This is a genomic window from Thauera aromatica K172, from assembly GCF_003030465.1.
Taxonomy (GTDB): domain Bacteria; phylum Pseudomonadota; class Gammaproteobacteria; order Burkholderiales; family Rhodocyclaceae; genus Thauera; species Thauera aromatica.
Genome location: NZ_CP028339.1, coordinates 2,991,787 through 3,012,267 on the forward strand (window position 1 = coordinate 2,991,787; position 20,481 = coordinate 3,012,267).

Consider the following 20,481-nt stretch of genomic DNA (forward strand, 5'->3'; position numbering starts at 1 on the left):
CATGCCGCACGCACAGGAGGCGCCATGTCTCTGATCAAGCAACTCTGGATCGGCATCGCCATCGTCATGTCGATCGCATTCGGAGCGAGCTTCGTGGTGAGCACGCTGTCGGCACGGCATTACCTCGAGCAGCAGCTCTACGTGAAGAACCTCGACAACGCCGGCTCCCTCGCCCTGTCGCTGTCGCAGATGCCGAAGGACGCGGTCACGGTGGAGTTGCAGATCGCTGCCCAGTTCGACGCCGGACACTACCGCCTGATCCGGCTGGTGGCGCCGTCCGGTGAGATCATCGTCGAGCGCGAATATGCCGACGAGCGCTTCGGCGCCCCAGGGTGGTTCGTTCGCCTGATCCCGATCCGGGCCCGGCCCGGGATCGCCCAGGTGCAGGACGGCTGGCGCCAGTTCGGCACCCTGACCCTGGAGAGCCACAGCCGTTACGCCTACGAGTCGCTGTGGCAGGGCACGCTTCAGCTGCTGGCCTGGTTCGTCGCCGGCGCCGTGCTCACCGGCCTTGTCGGCACCCTGCTGATCAAGCACATCACCCGCCCGCTCGGGCGCGTCGTCGACCAGGCCGAAGCCATCGGCGGGCGCCGCTTCATCACCATCGATGAACCGTCGACCACCGAATTCCGCAGCGTGGTCCGCGCCATGAATGCGCTCTCCGAACGGGTGCGCACGATGCTGGCCGACGAGTCGCGGCGTCTCGAAGCACTGCGCCGCCAGGCTCATCACGACGAACTCACCGGGCTCGTCAATCGCAGCCAGTTCCTGAACCTGGTCGATGCGGCGCTGTCGCGCGAGGACGCGGCCGCAGGCGGCAGTCTGATGATGGTCCGGCTGGGCGATCTCGGACAGTTGAACCGGCAGTTCGGGCACCAGGAAACCGACCGTTTGCTGCGCGAGCTCGCCGCCTGCGTTCAGGCCGTGGCCGACGCCCACCCGGGCTGGGAAGCCGGCCGCCTCAATGCCAGCGACTTCGCCCTCCTGGCCTCGGGGCAGGGAGATCCGGACGCAGTCGTGCATCCGCTTGCCGAACAGCTGCATGCCCTGCGCGAGCGCTGGCGGGACACCACTTCGCTGCGGCTACCGATTGGCGCCGCCGCCTATTACCCCAACGAACGGCACGGCAACCTGCTCGCCCGCGCCGACGCGGCCCTCGCTGCAGCCGAACTCACCGGCGACGATGCGGCCAGCATTGCACCGCCGTCGATCGGCGCCCCCTTGCACAGCAATCTCGACGACTGGCGCCAAACCATCCTCGAAGCGCTCGAACAACACGGCGTCCGCCTGGCCCTCTACCCCGTCGTGACGACCGGCGCTCCGGAAGGCAGACTGCTCCATCACGAAGCGCCGATGCGCCTGTTCATCGATGACAACTGGCAGAACGCCGGCTACTTCATGCCCCAGGCCGCGCGCCTGGGGCTACTCGGCCAGCTCGACGGCGCCGTCCTGGCCGGAGCGCTCGGCCAGATCGCCCGCGACGGCACCCCGCTCGGCATCAACCTGTCGGCCGAAGCCCTGTGCGACCCGGCCTTCCGGAGCCAGTTGGTCGACGAGCTACAGGCCCAGCCGGACGCCGCACGCAAGCTCTGGATCGAGTTCACCGAGCACGACATCGTGCGCCACCAATCCGAATTCAATTCGCTTTGTGCGGCCCTGAAGCCACTCGGCTGCAAGCTGGGCATCGAGCACGTCGGCCGCCGTTTCAGCCAGATCAGCGATCTCCACGCGCTCGGCATCGACTATCTCAAGATCAATCGCGCGCTGGTCCGCGGCATCGAGACCGACATCGGCAACCAGTCCTTCCTACGCGGCTTGTGCACCGTGGCGCACGCGATCGGGCTGATCGTCATTGCAGAGGGCGTCAGCACGGAAGGCGAGCGGGAGGCGCTTTCCGGACTGGGCGTGGATGGCGTCACCGGGCCGCTTCTGGGCAATGACGGTATGGCGCCGCCCGAGTGACGCCGTTCGCCCGAGGCGCGAACCTTCAGATCATGTCGTTATCTTCATCGAGGAGCGACAACCCGATCCTGACCGAAGCCCGGGCGCTTTTCCTCTCCTCAAGCTTCATCCGCGCGGCAGCGGGGAGATCCGTGAATCGGATCACCCCCCGGTCCACAAGCAGCTCGATCAGATCCTCGAGCACGCGCGAAAGGGTCAGGTCGGACTCGAACAGTTCACTCTTCGAGTCACGCAGAATCTTTTCGAACAACTCCCGTTCCGCACCATTGCCGGCGCCCAACTCCCAGCCCGAGCCATCATCTTCAAGGCTGACCGCGATCAGCCGGCCTTCCGCATCGCGTTTTACATAGACCATACGATTGTTCCAAAGGGCGCAGCGGAAACGTTCCCCACGGGGCGGAAACACGCCATACAACGGCAGGAGGAAGCCGGCATCGGCTTCCTCCTGCCAGGCCGGATGCGGTATCCCGGCATCGAGATCAGCTCTTCAACTGCCCGTCGGCAATCATCCGGTTGAGAATATCCGCTTCCGTCCATCCGGCATCCAGTTCGAGGGCACTGGCCAGTTCGGCCGTACTGGCGTAGTTCTCGAACACGATCGCCTGCGTGGTTTCGAAAGTTCCACCCCCATCGTGGTCGACCAGCAAGGCCAGCTTGCCTTCCATGGAACCGAAGCTCAGGTAGGACGAGAGCGAATCCCCCGCATCATCGGGCAGGAGATCCCGCAGGTCGAGGACATCGCCGTCTTCCACATCGAAATCGACTCTGTCGATCGCGGGCGAATCCGCCGTTCCCTGATCACCAAGGCTCCACACAAAGACGTCACTGTCCGCACTGGCATCGGGCTCGGGTTCGGCACCTCCGAACATGGCGTTACCGACGATCCCGCCTTCAGGATCCGGCTGATTCTGGAAAGTCAGGACGATATCGCCATCGACCTCGTCGCCATCGGCATCCACGGCCGTGAAGTCCAGCGTCACCAGTTGCGGGGGCGCATCTTCCAGCACGTAGGTTTCGAGCCCCTGAATCTTCACCTTGCCATCCGACATGGCCACTTCCAGGGTATCGAAATACTTGCCCGACTCCGCGGTGACGACCATATACGTCGTGCCGCCGATCGTTTCAATCGAATATCCATCGACATGAGATGTGCCGTCCTGGTACATCCCGGTTACCTGGAAGCTGTCTCCCGCCCCGTACTGGAACAGCTCGAAGCGTACTGCATACGCCAGATTGGCTTCGCCGTCACTCCCGGCCGCATCGAAGTCGAAGACAAACCGTTCGCCATCGTCGAACTCGTTGTTCTGAATTCCAATCCCGGCACCGCTCGGATTCACGTCGGCCAATGCACCGTCCTTGTAGCCGGTGATCGAAACCACCAGATCCTTGCTCGCGTCGAGCACATTCGTCAGCGACCCGTCGTCATACCAGTAATAGGTCGATTTCGGCCCGCCTCCCGAGCTGACCGTGGCGTCGTCCAGATTGAGGGAGCTCAAATCGAGCGGTGCCAGGCTGTTGAACGAATAAGTTCCATCCGCATTCGCCCTGACGGTGAAAACCGGCTCTCCTTCCGTCGTCTCGGCAACAAGCAGGGTCTGCCCGTCTTCATAACTGAAGACGACGGCCCGCCCGCCCGATGTCAGGCCCAAACCGTTGAGCGTACTCAGGGATGCAGTCCATTGCGCCCCCGAAGCACCGCCTGTATCGGCACCGATGAAAGCCAGTTGCCCATCAAAGCTCACCGGCGGAATATTGAGAACCACGGCATCGGTTCCGGCCTCGAGCGGGCTGTCATCCTCGACCGTGATCGTAAGTGCCGCCGTCTGTGCGGAATTGGCGCCATCGGACAGCCTGACGTCGATATCGAAGCTCAAATCGTCCTCGACATTCACTCCCAAGTGCTCGAGCGGTTTCAGCAGCTCGACGCTATACGCGATGGTGGGGCTGTTGGTGTCGACGGCTTGGATTCCGTCATTCAGGACGATCCGGATCAGATCCTCCCCGCCACCGCTCTGGCCTACGACGATGGCCTCGTTGCCGCCTTCATGACTCCAGACGATGGCCGTGTTCCCGAGCGAACCGGGCAACCCGTCGGTGAGCAACGCCACCGTCAAGGCAGCTGCACCGTTGCTCGAATAATCGATCGACCCGCTCCGGACGGCCAGGTTGGTCGTATCGTCCATCCCTACCAAGTCTGCCAAACCGCCGGGCAAACCCTCTTCGGACACTGCAAGTGCGCTTGGATTGATCGTCGGGACCACGTCGTTGTCGAGGATCGTCGCCGTCGCCGTATCGCTGTAAGTGTCGCCCAGACTCGAGAGCGTCCCCGTCAGGGTGAAGGTCTCGTTGTTCTCGGTCACCGAGAACACCGCCGCCTGGCCTTCGGTCACCACCACGCCTTGCGTCCCAACCCCCGCAACTTCGATATCGGGCACGTCGTTGTCGATGATTTCCGATTCGGCGGGCAATTCGCTTGCGCCGAGGTTCTCGAAAATCGACTGCGCATCCACAACTTCAGAAATGACCGCGATCAAGGGCTCGATCGGCTCATTGACCGAGTCATTGACGGCATTGACCTGGAAGACGGTCTGGCTCGTCCCCCCCAGGATGGTCACCGTCGTCGGCAACGGCGCGGCATCGGTCGGATTGGCTGCCGGCCCGCTCCAGGTGAGCTGCACATCCACATTGCCGCCTTCGGGGACCGTCACCGGATTGCCGGCCTGGTCGACCAGGCGGACCGTATAGGTCAGAACCTCTCCTTCGCCCACGGAAGACAGGTTGACGCTGATGACGGCAAACACCGGATCATTGTCATCGACGATGTTCGCCGAAGACGACTGCGCCGCATCGAGCTCATCATAGCCGCCGCCCGACGCACCGACGACGGAAATGGGAAGGGTGTCCGTGCCCTGGATGAAAAGATCGTCGGGCCGGGTTTCGAGTACGGCCACTCCCGTGGTCTGGCCGACCGGAATGGTGATGACCAGGCCGTTGCTCAGGCTCAGGACCAGATCCGAGCCCGCCGGCGCGACATCGACCGTGGCGAGGACGCCGATCGGCGTGCCTTCGATGACATCGTTGCCATCGACGAAGATGAAGTTGCCGTCGGGCCCGAGCAGGGGCTGGCCATTGTCATCGAGCAGGACGTAATTCAGCGAAACGGTTCCGGTGACCGTCTCCACCGCATCGCCCGGCTCCGGCACCAGCCCGCTCTGCGGTTCGAAGCTGTAGTCGTAATCGACCCCGGTGGTTTCCTCGGCGATCCGCAACAGGCGCACGAAGCTGCTGCCTTCTGCATCGGCGCCGCCGGCCAGGCCAGCCGCGGGCGCTTCGAGAAGCTCGTCGATATTTTCACCCGTCTCGAGCGCTTGCAGAACTTCGTCGACGGTGCCGGCGGAAACGGCGCTTTCCTGCGCGCCTGGCGCGCCCTCGTCGAGCATCTCGAGCCCGAGGCCGACGACCTGGCTCTCGACCACCATCAACGTGGAACCATCGGCCATCGCCAGTTCCACCTGCCCGCCGGCAGAGGTGATGACGGTTTCACCTTCGAGCAGTGCATCCCCCGGTTTGATCGAACGGGTATTGCCCTGCGCGTCGCGTACGAACGCTTCGCCGATGACCGATACGACAGTCGCGATGACCTGAGCCATGATGAAACTCCCTTGAACGAGACCGGGCCGGAGCGCGCGAAACTTCACCCCCGACAGCGATCGTGGTGGTTATCCGTGTTTCCACTCTACTGGCGCCGGCCATGGCCGCCTATTGGACCGGTGGACAACCCGGGCGCACAGGCGACCCCGTGGCCGGCGGCTAGACCTCGGCGGCAGTCCGATGCGTTTTGCCGTAGCGCAGCACGAGCTGCAGCCGGTCGCGCACGGCCAGCTTGTCGAACACCGCGGAAAGATGGGCCTTCACCGTGCGCTCGGTGATGTCGAGCTCGCGGGCGATTTCCTTGTTGCTCCACCCCGCAGCGACGAGGCGGGCGACCTCCGCCTCGCGCCCGGACAAGCGCGCCTCCAGCCCCCCGCCATCGGCTTCCGCCTCCTTCCCCAGACGCGGCCGCAGCGACCGCACGAGGCGCTCCAGCAACTCGGCGCCGACCCACAGCCCGCCATGACGAAGGACTTCGCCCACTTCCCGCAGGAGGGGCGGCGCCGCCAGCGCATGGCAATAGCCGCGGGCCCCCAGGCCCAGCGCGGTGAGGCCCTCGCGCGGATCCGGCTGCAGCGAGAGCAGGACCAGCGCGCAGCGCGGAAACGCCCGTCGCAACTGGGCGAGCTCCCCGCGCCAGTTCGGGAACTCCGCCGCCAGCCAGATCACATCGCCGTTTGCCGGCCCGGAGAGGAGGCTGCGCTCGCTGAAGAACCGCGCCTCGGGAAACGCCTCTCGCCACCGCTGCGTCGGCATCGAGGGCGGCGCCAGAAAGAAATCTTTCGTCATCGTTCGCTCATTGCGTTGGCTTTCGCCCGCAGGACGGGCTTCAGCAGGTAGGAAAGGATGGTCTTCTTGCCGGTGAGGATGTCCACCTCGGCGACCATGCCCGGGATCACGGGGAGTCCGTCCCCCAGGCTGGGGGCCAGCGTCCGCACCCGGACGACATAGAAGGCGTTGCCTTTCTCGTCGGTCACGGTGTCGGCGCTGATCAATTCCAGCACGGCGTCAAGCCCGCCGTAGATGGCGAAATCGTAGGCGGTGAATTTCACCACGGCCGGCTGTCCCGGGCGCAGGAAGCCGATGTCCTTGGGCGCGACCTTCGCCTCGAGGATGAGGGCGTCGTCGAGCGGCACGATCTCGACCACTTCCTTGCCCGGCTGCACCACCGCCCCGACCGTATTGACCAGCAGGCGGGAGATCGTGCCGCGCACCGGGGCCCGCAGTTCGGCGTGCTTGACCCGGTCCTGGAGCGCGCGGCTGCCCTCGGTCAGGCTGGCGAGCTTGCCCAGCGTTTCGGAAAGCTGGGTGCGCCACTGGTTGCGGGCGTTGAGTTCGACTTCCTGGATTTTCTGCGTCGCTTCCGCGATCGCCGCCTGGACGCGGGCGATATGCGCCGCAGCCTGGTCGCGCTCGCCGCGGAAGCGGCTCACTTCGCGCTCCAGGCGGATCAGGTCGACTTCGGAGACCGCGCCGGAGCTGAGCAGCGGCCGGGTCACGCCCAGTTCCTGCTGGACCAGCCCGAGCGCCCGCGCGGCCTGATCACGGCGGGAAACCGCCTCGTTCAGCTCCTGGCGGCGCTGCGACAATTGCTCCTGGGCGATCGCGATCTGCGAGGCGACCTCGGCCTGGCTCGACAGGTACAGGCTGCGCTCGTGGGCGACAATCTCCGGAGCTTCGGCGGCGAGGTCGTCCGGCGCGACGAATCCGCTGTTCTGGGTCAGCGCGGTCAGTCGCGAAGCTCTCGCCTGCAGGGTCAGATACTGGGCACGGTTTTCGCGCAGGGAGGACACGAAACGGGTGGGATCGACCCGCAGCAGCAGTTCCCCCGCCTCGACCACCTGTCCTTCCTGGACCAGGATGTCCTCGACCACGCCGCCATCGACCGACTGCACCACCTGCAGCTGCTGCGACGGAATGACCTTGCCCGCGCCACGGGTGACTTCGTCGACTTCGGCAATCCCCGCCCACACCAGCAGCACGCCGAACACCACGACGACGAGCACGAGCAGGCTGCGCGCACGCACGGGTTCTTCCTGCAGGCGGGCCCAGTCGGCATCGGCTGCCCAATTGATGTCCTCGCTCCCGGAAGCGGGGCGCAGGCGCGCGAACAGCCGCTCGGACACCGGCTTGCCGATCTGGCCGAGGCGCCCGGACGCTTCGCCGATGCCTTCGAAGATCTGTTGCTGGGAAGATTTTTCCATCACGCGCCTCGCCCGACCCGGCCCTGGCGAAGCGCGTCGACGACATGCGCCTTGGGCCCGTCGGCGACGATCCTGCCACCATCGACGACGATGATCCGGTCGACCAGTTCGAGCAGGGAAGTCCGGTGGGTGATCACGATCATGGTCTTGCCCTTGGCGAAGCTGCGCAGGCGGTGCTTGACGTTCTCCTCGGTGGAGCGGTCCATCGACGAAGTCGGCTCGTCGAACAGCAGCACCGGCGGATCGTTGATCAGCGCCCGCGCCAACGCCACCGCCTGGCGCTGGCCGCCCGAGAGCAGGCTGCCGCGCTCGCCGACCTGCAGATCGAAGCCCTGCGGGTGCGTATTGACCAGGTCGAGGAGGCCGGCGATGCGTGCGGCCTTGAGGACGTCCTCGTCCTCGACCGCCGCCGCCCCGAGGACGAGGTTGTCGCGCAAGCTGCCGTAGAACAGCATCGGGTCCTGGGCGACATAGCCGATATTGCGCCGCAGCTCCGCCGGGTCGAGCTGCCTCAGGTCGATGCCATCGACCAGCACCGCCCCGGAAGTGGGCCGGTACAGCCCGAGGATGAGCTTTTCGAGCGTCGTCTTGCCCGATCCGACCCGACCGAGGATGGCGACGTGTTCGCCCGGCTGGATGCGCAGAGACACGTTGCGCAGCACGCTCGCCGACTGCCCCGGATAGGTGAAGCCGACGTCGCGGAATTCGATCCCGCCGCGCAGCGTCTTGCGGCTGATGAAGGCGGCTTCGTCCGGACGCTCGACCTCCTGCGCCATCAGGCCTTCGAGCGCACTCAGCGAGGTCGACGCGTTGTGGTAATGCACCAGCAGGCTGGCGACCTGGCTGATCGGCGCCATCGCCCTCGACGACAGCAGATAGCAGGCGATCAAGCCGCCCATCGAGAGCTCGCCGTCACCGATCAGATAGATCCCCATCACGATCACCGCCACACTCACGCTGTGCTGCACCCACAGCGAAGCATTGGTCGCCGATGCCGACAGCAGGCGCAGTTTCGAGCCGACCCCCGCCAGCAGCGCCGCGGTCTGTTCCCAGCGCCGCTGGATCACCCCTTCCGCCCCCAGCGTCTTGATCGCCTCGATCCCGACCAGCCCCTCGACCAGGGTCGCATTGCGCTGCGCCCCGGCACGGTAGATGGTTTCGGACAGCTCGCGCATCTTGCCCTGCACCGCCACCGCGTAGAGCAACAGGGCGGCGATGCCCACCACGAACGGCAGCAGCAAGGGCCAGGCGATCCAGCCCACCACGGCGAGGAAGAGCAGCGCAAAAGGCAGGTCGATGAAGGCGATCACCGTCGCCGAGCTGATGAAGTCGCGCACCGACTCGAAGGCACGCAGATTGGCGGCGAAGGAGCCGACCGAAGACGGGCGGGTCTCCATCCGCATTCCCAGCACCCGCTCCATGATCACGGCCGACAGCTTGACATCGGCACGGTTGCCGGCGAGGTCGATGAAATACCCCCGCATCGTCCGCAGGACGAACTCGGCCACGAGCACGACGAACACGCCCGCGGCGAGCACCCACAGCGTCTCGATGGCGCGGTTCGGCACCACACGGTCATACACGTTCATGACGAACAGGGGCATCGCGACGGCGAACAGGTTGATCGCGAACGCCGCCAGCAGGACATCCCGGTAGAGCGAACGGTTCTCCGCGACCACGCTCCAGAACCAGTGCCCGTGGCGGGAAGCGCGCACCTGCGGCGTGCGCGCATCGAAGCGGAACCGGGGCCGCAGGTAGATCGCCCGCCCGAGATAGCGCCGCGCAAGTTCCGCCGCCGGCATGTCGACGGCCGCGTCACCCAGTTCGGGGAACACCACCCGGGCGACGGCCCGGTCCTCCCGCCAGCCGACGAGAATGCAGGCCTCGTTGCCGTCGAGGAGCAGGATCGCCGGCAACAAGGCGTCGTTCAGACGCTCCAGGGGATGCTGCACGATCCGGCTCGACAGGCCGGCGCGCCGCGCAGCGCGCGAAAGCAGCGCGGGTGTGAGCCCGCCGCCGGCAAGCGGCAAGCCGGCGAGCGCGGCATCCCGCGTCAGGCTTGCGCCATGCGCGCGCGCCACCAGGATCAGACATTCGAGCAGGCTGTCGCTGTCGCCATCGCCGGCCGCCGCCACGGAAGGCCCGGCGGCGGTGACGGCCTCCCTCTCCACTTCAGGAATCAAGGCATCCACTCTGTCCACTGATGCACTCCGATGTCGAGACCGACACGACCGCCCCCGCTTCCGCGAAGTCCGCGCTCACAGGGCAACCACCGCGCCCGGCTTCATCATGCAACGAAATGCAACATTGCGCCATGTCTGCCGGCAGCGACACGCGGCGCGCGGATTTCCTCCATCTTCCCCCCGGCGACCGGCTTCGGCAGCCGGCTTCGATGCTGCAGCGTGACGCCGTTCACAGCCCGCCTGCGCACGGATCGACACCCTGCGCCCACCGGACACGCTCAGCGCGGCAACGGCTCCTTGTACTCCTCGACGGCGACGGCGCGCAGCTGGTAGCCGGCACGCCCCATCTCGGAATCGACCCGCCCGATCGCCATCACCCCATTGACCCACACCGGCATCATGTTCCAGTCGGCCGGCAGCGGTTTGGCGGGGACTACGTGGATGAGCTGGTTCGCCGGCGGCGGCGGCACGTGCACGCAGGCGCCGAAATAGGGCACGAGAAGGAATTCGCGGATCGCACCGCCGTCGCCCTCGAGCGCCACGACGAAACCCGGGATGCGGACCCGCGCCCCGCTCAGGCGCTCGACCACCGGCGCCCGGTCCCATTCCTCGCGCATGCGCCGCATCGCTTCGGAGGCGCGCGGGTCGTTGTCCTCGAGAGTGTCGAGGTCGAGTTCGGCAAGGAAGCGCTCCGGGTTCCAGTCCGCCGGGATCAGGTCGTCCCAGCTGATCTCGCGGTAGGCGGCGGCCTTGCCAGACTTCGCCGGTGACGCCAGACGGTCGCCAACGCGGTAGTCGCCGCCAGCGGTCTGCGCCGCGGCCGGCAACGGCGCAGCGCTCAGCAGCACGGCGGCGATAGCGCCGAAAACGGCGCGCAGGACTTTCCCTTCGATCATTGTCCTCGTTCTCTCAGATCCGTATCGTCATGCCGTCGGCGAGCGAATAGCGGTACGCCCGTAGCGCCGGCACCAGGCTCGCCAGCAGACTCGCGCCCAGCACCGCGGCGAGCAGGCCCCACTCCCCGGCGGAGGGCAAGCCCAGCGACAGCTGCAGGCCGTGGCGCGCACTCAGCCAGGGCGCGGCGAGCGCCCCCGCACCATACAGCAGCGCCAGGCCGAGCACGCAGCCGGCGAGCGCGAGCAACAGGCTCTCCACCGCCAGCAGCGCGAAAACCTGCCCCGGACCGGCCCCGAGTGCGCGCAGGATCGCAAGCTCGCGCCGGCGCTCACCCAAGCTGGCGACGACCACCGCCACCAGGCCGGCCAGCCCCACCATCACCACCAGCGCGGAAACGGCGAGAAGGGCCTTCTCTGCCATCCCCACCAGGCTCCACAGCTCCTGCAGCGTCGCCCCGGGCAGGATCGCGCTGAGCGGCTCCCCGGGGTACGCGTTGATCCGGCGCTGCACGCGGAACACCGCGGTGCGGCTGTCCAGCCCGAGCAGCGCCGCGGTGACCGACTTCGGCGCCAGATCGAACTTGCGCACATGCTCGGGGCCGATCTTCACCCCCGGGATCGGCGCCCCGCCCTGCCAGTCGACATGGATCGCCTCGAGGCCCTCCAGCCCGACCAGCAGCGCACGATCGACCGGAGTGCCGCTGCGTGCCAGCACCCCGACCACGGTGAACGGCTTGTCGCCATGCTCGGCGAATGCAGGCCCGCCCACGCCGCCGGTGCTGCCGTGGTTGAGCACGATCCGCTCACCGACACGGTAGCCGAAGCGGGCCGCGACCTCGGCGCCGAGCACCACTTCGAACAGCCCCCCGGGCATGCCGGCGAAAGCGCGCCCGGCGGCAAAGCGCAGCGCACGCCGCTCGCCGTAGCGGTAATGCTCGAAGAAAGCCGCCGTCGTACCGACCACGCGGTGGCCGCGGTGCGAATCGCCGAGCGCGATCGGCACCAGCCATGCAACCTGCGGCAGCGCGGCGACCTCCTCGATGCTCGCCCACGAGACGTTGTTGGTCGCGTCGCCGATGTGGAACACCGAATACAGCAGCAACTGCACCGCCCCCGTGCGTGCGCCCACCACCAGGTCGGTACCGGACAGGGTCTGGGCGAACCCGGCGCGCGCATCGTTGCGCACCCGTTCCACGCCGAGCAGCAGGGCCACCGACAAGGCCACCGCAAGCACGGTGAGCAGCGCCGCGAGGCGGCGGTTGGCGATGCTCGCCAGGCTCAGGTGCCAGACCGGCGTCATCGCGCGGCCTCCACCGCGTGCTCCGGCGGCCGGGCGCACGCGATCATGCCTGCGCCTCCACATCCGCCCGGTTCAACTCGGCCAGATCGACCACCCGGTCGAAGTGGCAGGCGAGGCGGGCATCATGGCTGACGAAGAGCAGCGCTGCTCCCGCCGCCGCGCATTCGCGCAGCAGCAGATCGAGGAAAGCCTGCTGGCGATCGGCATCGAGGGCGGAAGTCGGCTCGTCGGCGACGATCAGCCCGGGGCGGCCGAGCAGCGCGCGCGCCGCCGCCACCCGCTGCTGCTGGCCGACCGAAAGGGCGGCGGCGGGCCGCGCCAGCACCGCAGGCGCCAGGTCGAGGTGCTGCGCCAGGCGCGCCAGCTCGGCGGCCGGTGTCGTCCCCGCCGCCTCCAGGCGCGCGCGCCGCTGCGCGGAAAAACGGCAGGCAAGCAGGATATTGTCGCGCGCCGACAGATAAGGAAGGAGGTTGAAGAGCTGGAAGATGAAACCGATATGGTCGGCCCGGAAGCGGTCGCGCGCCGCCGCCCCGAGCGAGGCCAGCGCCGTCCCGGCGACGCGCAGCTCGCCCGCCTGCTGCGCGACCACGCCGCCGATCAGGGACAGCAGCGTGCTCTTGCCGCTGCCGCTGGGGCCGCGCAGGAACACCCGCTCCGCTGCTGCCAGGACGAAGGCGTCGATCGCCAGGCAGTCGTGGCGCACACCGGGCCAGCGGTAGCGCAGCCCGCGCAACTCGACCGCAGCGGCATCGGGTTCGCCCACCGCGTTCAAGGTCACCGCCGATCCCTGCGGAGGCCCGCATTGACGGCCGTCCGCAGCGCGGTCAGCCCGTGCTCATGGGCAGCACCGGCCATGGCTCCGGCAGCAGCGCCCGGCGGCAACAGTGCCGCAGAGAGGGCAAGAACGACAAAAAAAGGGGCCATCGGGAAATCCTGCGGGATTGCATTCTAATGCTACAATGTTGCATCAAATACCGATGCAAGCCAAGCCACTTCACTGCTGCGACCGGCCGAACCGCAGTCACCACGGACCCACCCGCTCCGCACCGATGCCCAAGCAACGACACGCTCCGTCCAGCGCACCGCCACAGTCCGCCCGCGGGCTCATCGCGGCCCACGGCGGCCGTGTCACCCGCACCCGGGTGGCGCTGATCGAGACCCTGCAGGCCAGCGCCCATCCCTTGTCGCACGACGAAATCGGCGCCGCGCTGGCGGCGCTCGACATCGCCCACGACCGCGTCACGCTCTATCGCGCGCTCGACTGGCTGGTCGAGCAGGGCATCGCCCGCCGCATCGCCGGCGGCGAGCGCGCCTGGCGCTTCGAGATCGCCCGCCACGGCGACCATCGCCACGCCCACTTCCATTGCGAGCGCTGCGGCCAGATCCTGTGCCTGGAGGACATCGCGGCCGAATCCAGCCCGAACCTGCCCGCCGGCTTCGAACTCGAACGCGCGGAGCTGGTGCTGCACGGCGCCTGCGCCGAGTGCGGCCGCCGGGGCTCCGGGGCGGTGGCCCGATGAGCGCCCGCGACGCCCATCCCGTGCGCGTGACCGCCGGCGTGCGCCGCGCCCGCCCCGCCCCCGCGCTCACCCTGCTCGGCGCCGGCCTCGCCGCCCGTCTCGCCCTCGCCGCGGCAGCCCTCGCCGCGCTGTGGCTGACCCTGCTGTGGGCGCTCCGCTGACGTGCAGCCCCCCCACCGATGATCCGCTTCGACAACCTCACCCTGGGCTACGACCGCCATCCCGCGGTGCACCACCTCAGCGGCGACATTCCCGCCGGCGCGCTGGTCGCCGTAGTCGGCCCCAACGGCGCCGGCAAGTCGACGCTGCTCAAGGGCCTGGCCGGCGAGCTGCGCCCGATCGGCGGGCGCGTCCTGCTGCCCGAGCTGCCGCCCGGCGGGCTGGCCTACATGCCGCAATGCGGCGACATCGACCCGAGCTTTCCCGTGTCGGTGTTCGACGTCGTCGCCATGGGCCTGTGGCACGAGATCGGCGCCTTCGGCGCGCTCTCCCGCAGCCAGCGCCAGCGCGTGCGCGACGCCCTCGCCACGGTCGGGCTGTCGGGCTTCGAGACCCGGCCGATCGGCTCCCTGTCCGGCGGCCAGCTGCAGCGCGCGCGCTTTGCCCGGCTGATCCTGCAGGACGCCCCGCTGATCCTGCTCGACGAACCGTTCGCCGCAATCGACAGCCGCACCGTCGAAGACCTGGTCGGGCTGATCCTGGGCTGGCACGCCGAAGGCCGCACCATCCTCACCGTCGTGCACGACCTCGAACAGGTGCGCCGCCACTTCCCCACCGCGCTGCTGCTGTCGCGCGAGCCGGTGGCCTTCGGCCCCACCGCCGAGGTCCTGACCCCCGCGCTGCTGGCGCGGGCGCGCCGCCTGTCGGAAGCCTTCGACGAAGACGCGCCGGAATGTCACATCGAGCCGGCGCCCGCGCTGGGCGCGATGCCCGCCGCGCCGTCCCATCCCGGGTCGCACCCCGGCCATCGACATTCCCACTGAACGGCCGCGCCCCGCCACCTCCCCCACCCCCGATCCGCCGCCGTGACCGAACTCCTCCTCGATCCTTTCACCGAATTCGCCTTCATGCGCCGCGCGCTGGCCGGCTGCCTGGCCCTGGCCCTGGGCGCCACCCCGGTCGGGGTGTTCCTGCTGCTGCGCCGGATGAGCCTGATGGGCGACGCGATGAGCCATGCGATCCTGCCCGGCGCCGCCCTCGGCTACCTCGCCTTCGGCCTCTCGCTGGGAGCGATGACGGCGGGCGGCATCGTCGCCGGTCTGGTCGTGGTGCTCGCCGCCGGCGTGGTGACACGAACCTCGATCCTGAAGGAAGACGCCAGCCTCGCCGCTTTCTACTTATTGTCGCTCGCCGCCGGAGTGATGATCGTGTCGCTGCGCGGGCGCAATCTCGACCTCCTCCACGTCCTGTTCGGCTCGGTGCTGGCGCTCGACGACGCCTCGCTGCTGCTGATCGCCGGCATCGCCAGCGTCACCGTGGTCTGCCTCGCCGTGCTGTTCCGCCCGCTGGTGCTGGAGTGCTTCGACCCCGCCTTCCTGCGCGGCGTCAGCCGCTGGTCGCCGGTGGCGCACTACGGCTTCCTGGTGCTGGTGGTGATCAACCTGGTGAGCGGCTTTCACGCTCTGGGCACGCTGATGGCGGTAGGCATCATGATCCTGCCCGCCGCCGCCGCCCGGCTGTGGACGCGCGGCCTGCCGATGCTGCTCCTGCTCGCGGCCACGTTCGCCTTCGGCAGCGGCGCGGCCGGGCTGCTGCTGTCCTTTCATATCGACGTGCCGGCCGGCCCGGCGATCGTGCTGGTATGCGGCGTGGTGTATTTCGTCTCGCTGCTCGCCGCCCCCGGCGGCATCCTCGCCGGCCGCCTGCCGGTACGCCACCACCTCGAATCCTGACCCCCGGGACGACCGACAGGCGGAAGCCCCCTCCGCCACCTCCCGCAAACTAAGCCAGCGCCATGACTTTCTCCACTTCTGCTCATTTCCCCCCCTGCTTCAAGCGCCTGCACAACTTGCTTCGCCGCGCGTCCGCCCTGGCCATCCTGGCGACCGCGGCCGCCCTTCTCCTGCCCGCCGCCGCTGCGCAGCCGCTGCAGGTCACCGCCAGCTTCAGCATCCTCGGCGATTTCGTCCGCCAGGTCGGCGGCGAGCGCGTCGCCCTGCGCACCCTGGTCGGCGCCGACGAGGATGCCCATGCCTTCCAGCCCCGCCCTTCGGACGCACGCGAGATCGGCGCCTCGGCGCTGGTGGTGGTCAACGGCCTCGGCTTCGATGACTGGACGGTGCGCCTGGCACGCTCGGGCGGCTACCGCGGGACCGTGGTGGTGGCGAGCGAAGGCGTGGCCACGCTCGAAATGGCCGACGAACACGGCCACCAGGCGCATGCCGGCGGCCACCGCCACGGCAGCGGGGGCAGCCGCGCGGTCGACCCTCACGCCTGGCAGGACGTCGCCAACGCCCAGCGCTACGTCGCCAACATCGCCGCCGCGCTCGCCGCCGTCGACCCGGATGGGGCCGATCTCTACCGCGCCAACGCGGAACGTTACCGCGCCGAACTGGCGGCGCTCGACGCCGAGATCCGCCGCACCTTCAGCGCCCTGCCTGCCGATCGGCGCAAGGTGGTGAGCTCGCACGACGCCTTTGCCTACTTCGGCCGCGCCTACGGCATCCGCTTCCTCTCCCCGGTCGGAGTCTCGAACAACGCCGAACCCACCGCGCAGGGCGTCGCCCGCCTGATCCGCCAGCTCAAGGCCGAGAACATTCCCGCGGTGTTCATCGAGAACGTCGCCGACGCCCGCCTGATCGAGCGCATCCGCAGCGAAAGCGGCGCCCGTGTCGGCGGCACGCTGTACTCCGACGCGCTGTCCGCCGCCGCCGGCCCGGCGCCGTCCTACGCCGCGATGATGCGCACCAACCTCGAGACGATCCGCGACGCCCTCGCCCCGCCCCGCTGAGCTTCGCCTGCGCCGCGGACCGCAGCGTGCCTCAGGCGAACAGGCTGTGCAGCATCTTCGCGCACAGCGCCACCAGCACCCCGGCGAACACCTTCCGCAGCATCGCCACCGGCAGGCGATGCGCCAGGCGCGCGCCGAGCGGGGCGAAGAACATGCTCACCGCCGACACCAGCACCAGCGCCGGCAGGTAGATGAAGCCCAGGGTCAGTGCAGGCGTGCCGGGTGCGCCCCAGCCATTGACCAGATACCCCACGGTGCCGGCGAACGCGATCGGCAACCCGATCGCGGCCGAAGTGCCGATCGCGTGATGGACCTTGACGTTGCACCAGGTCAGGAACGGCACCGACAACGAACCGCCGCCGATCGCCACCAGCGCCGACACCCCGCCGATTCCCACCCCGGCAGCGCTCATGCCGAGCGCACCGGGCAGGTTGCGGCTGGGCCTGGGCTTGATCCCGAGCAGCATCTGCACGGCGACGTAGGCCATGAAGGCGGCAAAGAAGATCGCCAGCGGCACGGTATCGACGCGCGCCGCGATGAAGGTCGCGCCGAAGGTCCCGAACAGGATCCCGGGGGCGATCGCACGCACCACATCCCAACGCACCGCAGCGTGCGCATGGTGCGCGCGCAGGCTGGAAACCGCGGTCAGCACGATCGCCGCCATCGAAGTACCGAGCGCCATATGCACGACCTGGTCGCGCGGAAAATCCTGGGCGAGGAACAGGCTGGTCAGGATCGGCACCATGATGCCGCCGCCGCCCACGCCGAGCAGGCCGGCAAAAAAGCCCACCACCACCCCGAGCAGGGGGTAGGCGAGCCACCAGAGATCGAGTTCCATCGGCAGGCGCTCCATTTTGTGCCGTTTCGTTGCAGGTTCCCGCACTGCGGCGAGCCGCGCGGGAAAGCCGGCAACTATCGGTCAGACCGGCTTTCCTGCGCAAGCACAGCCGAAGCGGCCAGCGGCGGATGCGGCGGCGGCCGGCGCCGGGTGCCGCCGGCCCGTTACATGCGGATGCGATCTCCGCCCGCACACCGGAGGGCGTTTTAACAGGATTGACTATATTGCAGAAGCCACCGGACTCCCTGCAGGCCGGCCCTCCCCGACATCGAAAGGAAAAAACAATGAAACGCCTTCAACGCACCCTTGCCGTCGTCCTCAGCCTCTGCTTCGCCAACGCGGCCCTGGTCCATCCCACTCACGCCGGGCTGATCCCGACCGAACAGCTCGCCCGCAGCGCCACCCCGGAACAGGGTGCGAGCCACGCCCGCCTCGCCGCCGCCCTCGAGCGCGACGACGTGCGCGCCGAACTCGAGCGCCAGGGCGTCGACCCCGCGCTCGCCCGCGAGCGCATCGCCGCACTCACCGACGAGGAGGCAGCGCGCCTGGCCGAGCAGATCGACAGTGCCCCCGCCGGCGGCATCATCGAGGCCATCCTGCTGGTGTTCTTCGTCCTCCTGCTCACCGACATCCTCGGCCTGACCAAGGTCTTCCCCTTCACCCGCTCGGTGCGCTGAACCGGCGATGTCCTGGCCCGCGGTACTGCGCACCTGGCTGCGACCACGCCTGGCTGGAGCCGCAGCCGTGCTCCTCGCCACCCTGGCGAGCGCCGGTTGCGCCACCCAGGCGCGGCAGTTGCAGGCGCAGCCCCCGCCCGACCTGCCGCCGCAGGTCGAACTCACCGACACCCCGTTCTTTCCCGACGACAGCTACTTCTGCGGTCCGGCGGCGCTCGCCACCAGCCTGTCCGCCGCCGGCCTGCCGGCCCGCCCCGAGGCCCTCGTCGGCCAGGTCTTCCTCCCCGGCCGCGAAGGCTCGCTGCAGATCGAGATGCTCGCCGCCGCCCGCCGCCAGGGCGCGGTGGCGACGCTCATCCCGGGTACCCTCGAAGCCTTGCTGCGCGAGACCGCCGCCGGCAACCCGGTGGTCGTGCTGCAGAACCTCGGCCTGTCGTGGGCGCCGTCCTGGCACTACGCGGTGGCGGTGGGCTACGACCTCGAACGTGGCAGCGTGCTCCTGCGCTCCGGACCGATGAAACGCCAGGAGCTGAGCCTGCGCACCTTCGAGCACACCTGGAAGCGCGGCGGGCAGTGGGCGTTCGTCACCCTGCCGCCGGGGAGCCTCCCCGCAACCGCGAGCGAAGACGAAGCCGTGCGCGCCCTGGTCGCGTTCGAGCGCACCGCAGCGCCCGCTGCCGCGCTGCGGGCATACCGCGGTGCCCTCGAGCGCTGGCCGGACAATCCGACCCTGGCGATGGGGCTGGGCAACACGCTCTACGCCAGCGGCGACAAACACGGCGCCGAAGCGGCCTTCCGCGGCGTCGCCGAAGCCCACGGCCTGGCGGCGGCGTACAACAACCGGGCGCAGGTACTGCTCGAACTCGGGCGGCGCGAAGAGGCCCGCGACGCCGCCCGGCGCGGCCTCGCGGTCGCCGGACCGTTGCGCCCGGCGCTGCTCGAAACGCTCCACGCCATCGACGCCCCCGCGCGCGACTGAACCGGCACTGACGCCCCCGGCTTCGCCCCCCTGCAGCCTGCCCCCGGCACATGCCGGACTCGCCCTTCCGCGTTAACATGCGTCCATGAGTGCCGTTCCCCCCCGCTCCGCCGCGCCCGACCGTCCATCGTGGCGCCATTACCTGTGGGCCGCGCTCGCCGTGATCGCGGTCGCGCTCGCCGGGATGCCCCTGCTCGGCCCCCTGGATCTCGCCAACATCGCGATGCTGTTCCCGCTCGTCGTCCTCTTCGCCGCCATCCGGCTCGGACGCGGACCGGCGGTGCTGGCGGCCTTCCTGTCGGTGGCGCTGTTCGATTTCTTCTTCGTCCATCCCCATTTCACCCTGGTCGTATCCGACCTGCAGTACCTGCTGACCTTCGCCGTGCTGCTCGCGGTGGCGCTGACCACCGCCGAACTCGCTGCCCGCCTGCGGCGCGAGCGCGACAGTGCCGAAGCGCGCGGCGAGGAAGCGGCGCGCGCCCAGCTCGCGGTCGATTCGGAGCGCCTGCGCAACACTCTCCTCGCCTCGATCTCGCACGATCTGCGCACCCCGCTCACCGCGCTCGCCGGGCTGGCCGAGTCCCTGCCGCTGGCCGGACCGCCGCTGCCACCGGCACAGGCCGCGCTGGCCGAAGCGATCCGCCGCGAAGCCCTGCGCACCCATGCCCTCGCCCGCGATCTGCTCGAGCTCGCCCGCCTGCAATCGGCACCGGTGCCGCTCGCCCACGAATGGGTCCCGGTCGACGAAATGATCGCCAGTGCGCTGCAGGGACGGGCCCCGCTGCTGCAAGAGCACCAGCTCGTGCTCGACGTGCCCGAAGACCTGCCGCTGGCCCATGTCGACCCGGCGATGATGGAGCGGGTGCTGTGCAACCTGCTCGACAACGCGATCCGCCATACGCCCACGGGCGGGCGGGTCACGGTCCGCGCACGCAGCACCGACGCAGTATCGGCGTCCACCGGGAAGGAGCCAGCGCACCGGGCCGGGCCGGACGCCACCACCGCGCCGCTCGAAGCGGCCGCGCCGAGCGCGCGCAGCGGGCTCGCCCGCGAACGGCGCATCCTCGAAATCACCGTCTGCGATACCGGTTGCGGGCTGCCCCCGGGGCAGGAGCAGGCGATTTTCGAGCGTTTCGTGCGCAGCACCGCCCCCCCCTCCGGGCCCTTGGCGGGCGATGCCGGCACCGGGCTGGGGCTGGCGATCGTGCGCGCGATCATCGAAGCCCATGGCGGCCGGGTCGAAGCCTGCAACCGGCCCGGCGGCGGCGCCTGCTTCACGCTGCGCCTGCCCGTACCCCCCCAGCCCCTGTTGCCGTGACCG

Annotated in this window: 18 protein-coding genes; 9 read left to right on the top strand and 9 right to left on the bottom strand. The window is 68.9% G+C overall.

Annotation, left to right across the window (positions count from 1 at the left end; all coding sequences use genetic code 11):
• Nucleotides 1–24: 24 nt before the first annotated feature.
• Entirely contained in the window at nucleotides 25–1,962 is a 1,938-nt protein-coding gene (locus Tharo_RS14180; protein ID WP_107221754.1) for an EAL domain-containing protein, read from the top strand.
• 25 nt (nucleotides 1,963–1,987) lie between these two features.
• Here the strand turns inward: Tharo_RS14180 and Tharo_RS14185 are convergent, their stop codons facing one another.
• The 8 genes from Tharo_RS14185 to Tharo_RS14220 form a co-directional block, all read right to left on the bottom strand.
• Nucleotides 1,988–2,317: a hypothetical protein gene (locus Tharo_RS14185; RefSeq protein WP_107221755.1), complete on the bottom strand. Its 330-nt coding sequence runs from the start codon at nucleotides 2,315–2,317 to the stop codon at nucleotides 1,988–1,990.
• 124 nt (nucleotides 2,318–2,441) lie between these two features.
• On the bottom strand, nucleotides 2,442–5,612 hold the full coding sequence (locus Tharo_RS14190; protein WP_107221756.1) for a retention module-containing protein: 3,171 nt from the start codon (nucleotides 5,610–5,612) through the stop codon (nucleotides 2,442–2,444).
• Between the two features lie 160 nt (nucleotides 5,613–5,772).
• On the bottom strand, nucleotides 5,773–6,402 hold the full coding sequence (locus Tharo_RS14195; RefSeq protein ID WP_107221757.1) for a response regulator transcription factor: 630 nt from the start codon (nucleotides 6,400–6,402) through the stop codon (nucleotides 5,773–5,775).
• Nucleotides 6,399–7,817, bottom strand: a complete 1,419-nt coding sequence (locus Tharo_RS14200; protein WP_107221758.1) for an HlyD family type I secretion periplasmic adaptor subunit — start codon at nucleotides 7,815–7,817, stop codon at nucleotides 6,399–6,401. Before Tharo_RS14200 ends, Tharo_RS14195 begins: the two co-directional genes overlap by 4 nt.
• Nucleotides 7,817–9,988, bottom strand: coding sequence for a type I secretion system permease/ATPase (locus Tharo_RS14205; RefSeq protein WP_425444959.1), 2,172 nt, complete (start codon nucleotides 9,986–9,988; stop codon nucleotides 7,817–7,819). Before Tharo_RS14205 ends, Tharo_RS14200 begins: the two co-directional genes overlap by 1 nt.
• Before the next feature lie 290 nt (nucleotides 9,989–10,278).
• Complete coding sequence (locus Tharo_RS14210; protein WP_107221760.1) at nucleotides 10,279–10,896, bottom strand: DUF3299 domain-containing protein; 618 nt, start codon at nucleotides 10,894–10,896, stop codon at nucleotides 10,279–10,281.
• Nucleotides 10,897–10,909: 13 nt separating this feature from the next.
• A complete protein-coding gene (locus Tharo_RS18090) occupies nucleotides 10,910–12,196 on the bottom strand; it encodes an ABC transporter permease (RefSeq protein ID WP_107221761.1) in 1,287 nt (428 codons plus the stop codon).
• A 43-nt stretch (nucleotides 12,197–12,239) separates the two neighbouring features.
• On the bottom strand, nucleotides 12,240–12,974 hold the full coding sequence (locus tag Tharo_RS14220; RefSeq protein WP_245880911.1) for an ATP-binding cassette domain-containing protein: 735 nt from the start codon (nucleotides 12,972–12,974) through the stop codon (nucleotides 12,240–12,242).
• Between the two features lie 271 nt (nucleotides 12,975–13,245).
• Here Tharo_RS14220 and Tharo_RS14225 point away from each other — a divergent pair, with 271 nt between their 5' ends.
• The 5 genes from Tharo_RS14225 (at nucleotide 13,246) to Tharo_RS14240 (ending at nucleotide 16,666) form a co-directional block, all read left to right on the top strand.
• On the top strand, nucleotides 13,246–13,716 hold the full coding sequence (locus Tharo_RS14225; RefSeq protein ID WP_107221762.1) for a Fur family transcriptional regulator: 471 nt from the start codon (nucleotides 13,246–13,248) through the stop codon (nucleotides 13,714–13,716).
• Nucleotides 13,713–13,877, top strand: coding sequence for a hypothetical protein (locus tag Tharo_RS17690; protein WP_170110017.1), 165 nt, complete (start codon nucleotides 13,713–13,715; stop codon nucleotides 13,875–13,877). The genes Tharo_RS14225 and Tharo_RS17690 overlap by 4 nt, the downstream gene beginning before the upstream one ends.
• Nucleotides 13,878–13,895: 18 nt before the next feature.
• A complete protein-coding gene (locus Tharo_RS14230) occupies nucleotides 13,896–14,699 on the top strand; it encodes a metal ABC transporter ATP-binding protein (RefSeq protein WP_245880912.1) in 804 nt (267 codons plus the stop codon).
• A 42-nt stretch (nucleotides 14,700–14,741) separates the two neighbouring features.
• Nucleotides 14,742–15,608, top strand: a complete 867-nt coding sequence (locus tag Tharo_RS14235; protein WP_107221763.1) for a metal ABC transporter permease — start codon at nucleotides 14,742–14,744, stop codon at nucleotides 15,606–15,608.
• Between the two features lie 62 nt (nucleotides 15,609–15,670).
• Nucleotides 15,671–16,666 carry a metal ABC transporter solute-binding protein, Zn/Mn family gene (locus Tharo_RS14240; protein WP_107221764.1) on the top strand — a complete coding sequence of 332 codons (996 nt, stop codon included), beginning with the start codon at nucleotides 15,671–15,673 and terminating at the stop codon, nucleotides 16,664–16,666.
• Nucleotides 16,667–16,697: 31 nt separating this feature from the next.
• Here Tharo_RS14240 and Tharo_RS14245 read toward each other — a convergent pair whose 3' ends face one another.
• Nucleotides 16,698–17,504: a sulfite exporter TauE/SafE family protein gene (locus Tharo_RS14245; RefSeq protein ID WP_107222443.1), complete on the bottom strand. Its 807-nt coding sequence runs from the start codon at nucleotides 17,502–17,504 to the stop codon at nucleotides 16,698–16,700.
• Between the two features lie 284 nt (nucleotides 17,505–17,788).
• Here Tharo_RS14245 and Tharo_RS14250 point away from each other — a divergent pair, with 284 nt between their 5' ends.
• From Tharo_RS14250 to Tharo_RS14260, 3 genes are all read left to right on the top strand, one after another.
• Nucleotides 17,789–18,181, top strand: coding sequence for a PA2779 family protein (locus Tharo_RS14250; protein WP_107221765.1), 393 nt, complete (start codon nucleotides 17,789–17,791; stop codon nucleotides 18,179–18,181).
• Between the two features lie 7 nt (nucleotides 18,182–18,188).
• The gene (locus Tharo_RS14255) at nucleotides 18,189–19,160 is read left to right on the top strand and encodes a PA2778 family cysteine peptidase (RefSeq protein WP_107221766.1); all 972 of its coding nucleotides are present in this window, start codon (nucleotides 18,189–18,191) and stop codon (nucleotides 19,158–19,160) included.
• Nucleotides 19,161–19,245: 85 nt separating this feature from the next.
• On the top strand, nucleotides 19,246–20,478 hold the full coding sequence (locus Tharo_RS14260; protein ID WP_107221767.1) for a DUF4118 domain-containing protein: 1,233 nt from the start codon (nucleotides 19,246–19,248) through the stop codon (nucleotides 20,476–20,478).
• The last annotated feature ends 3 nt before the right edge of the window (nucleotides 20,479–20,481 follow it).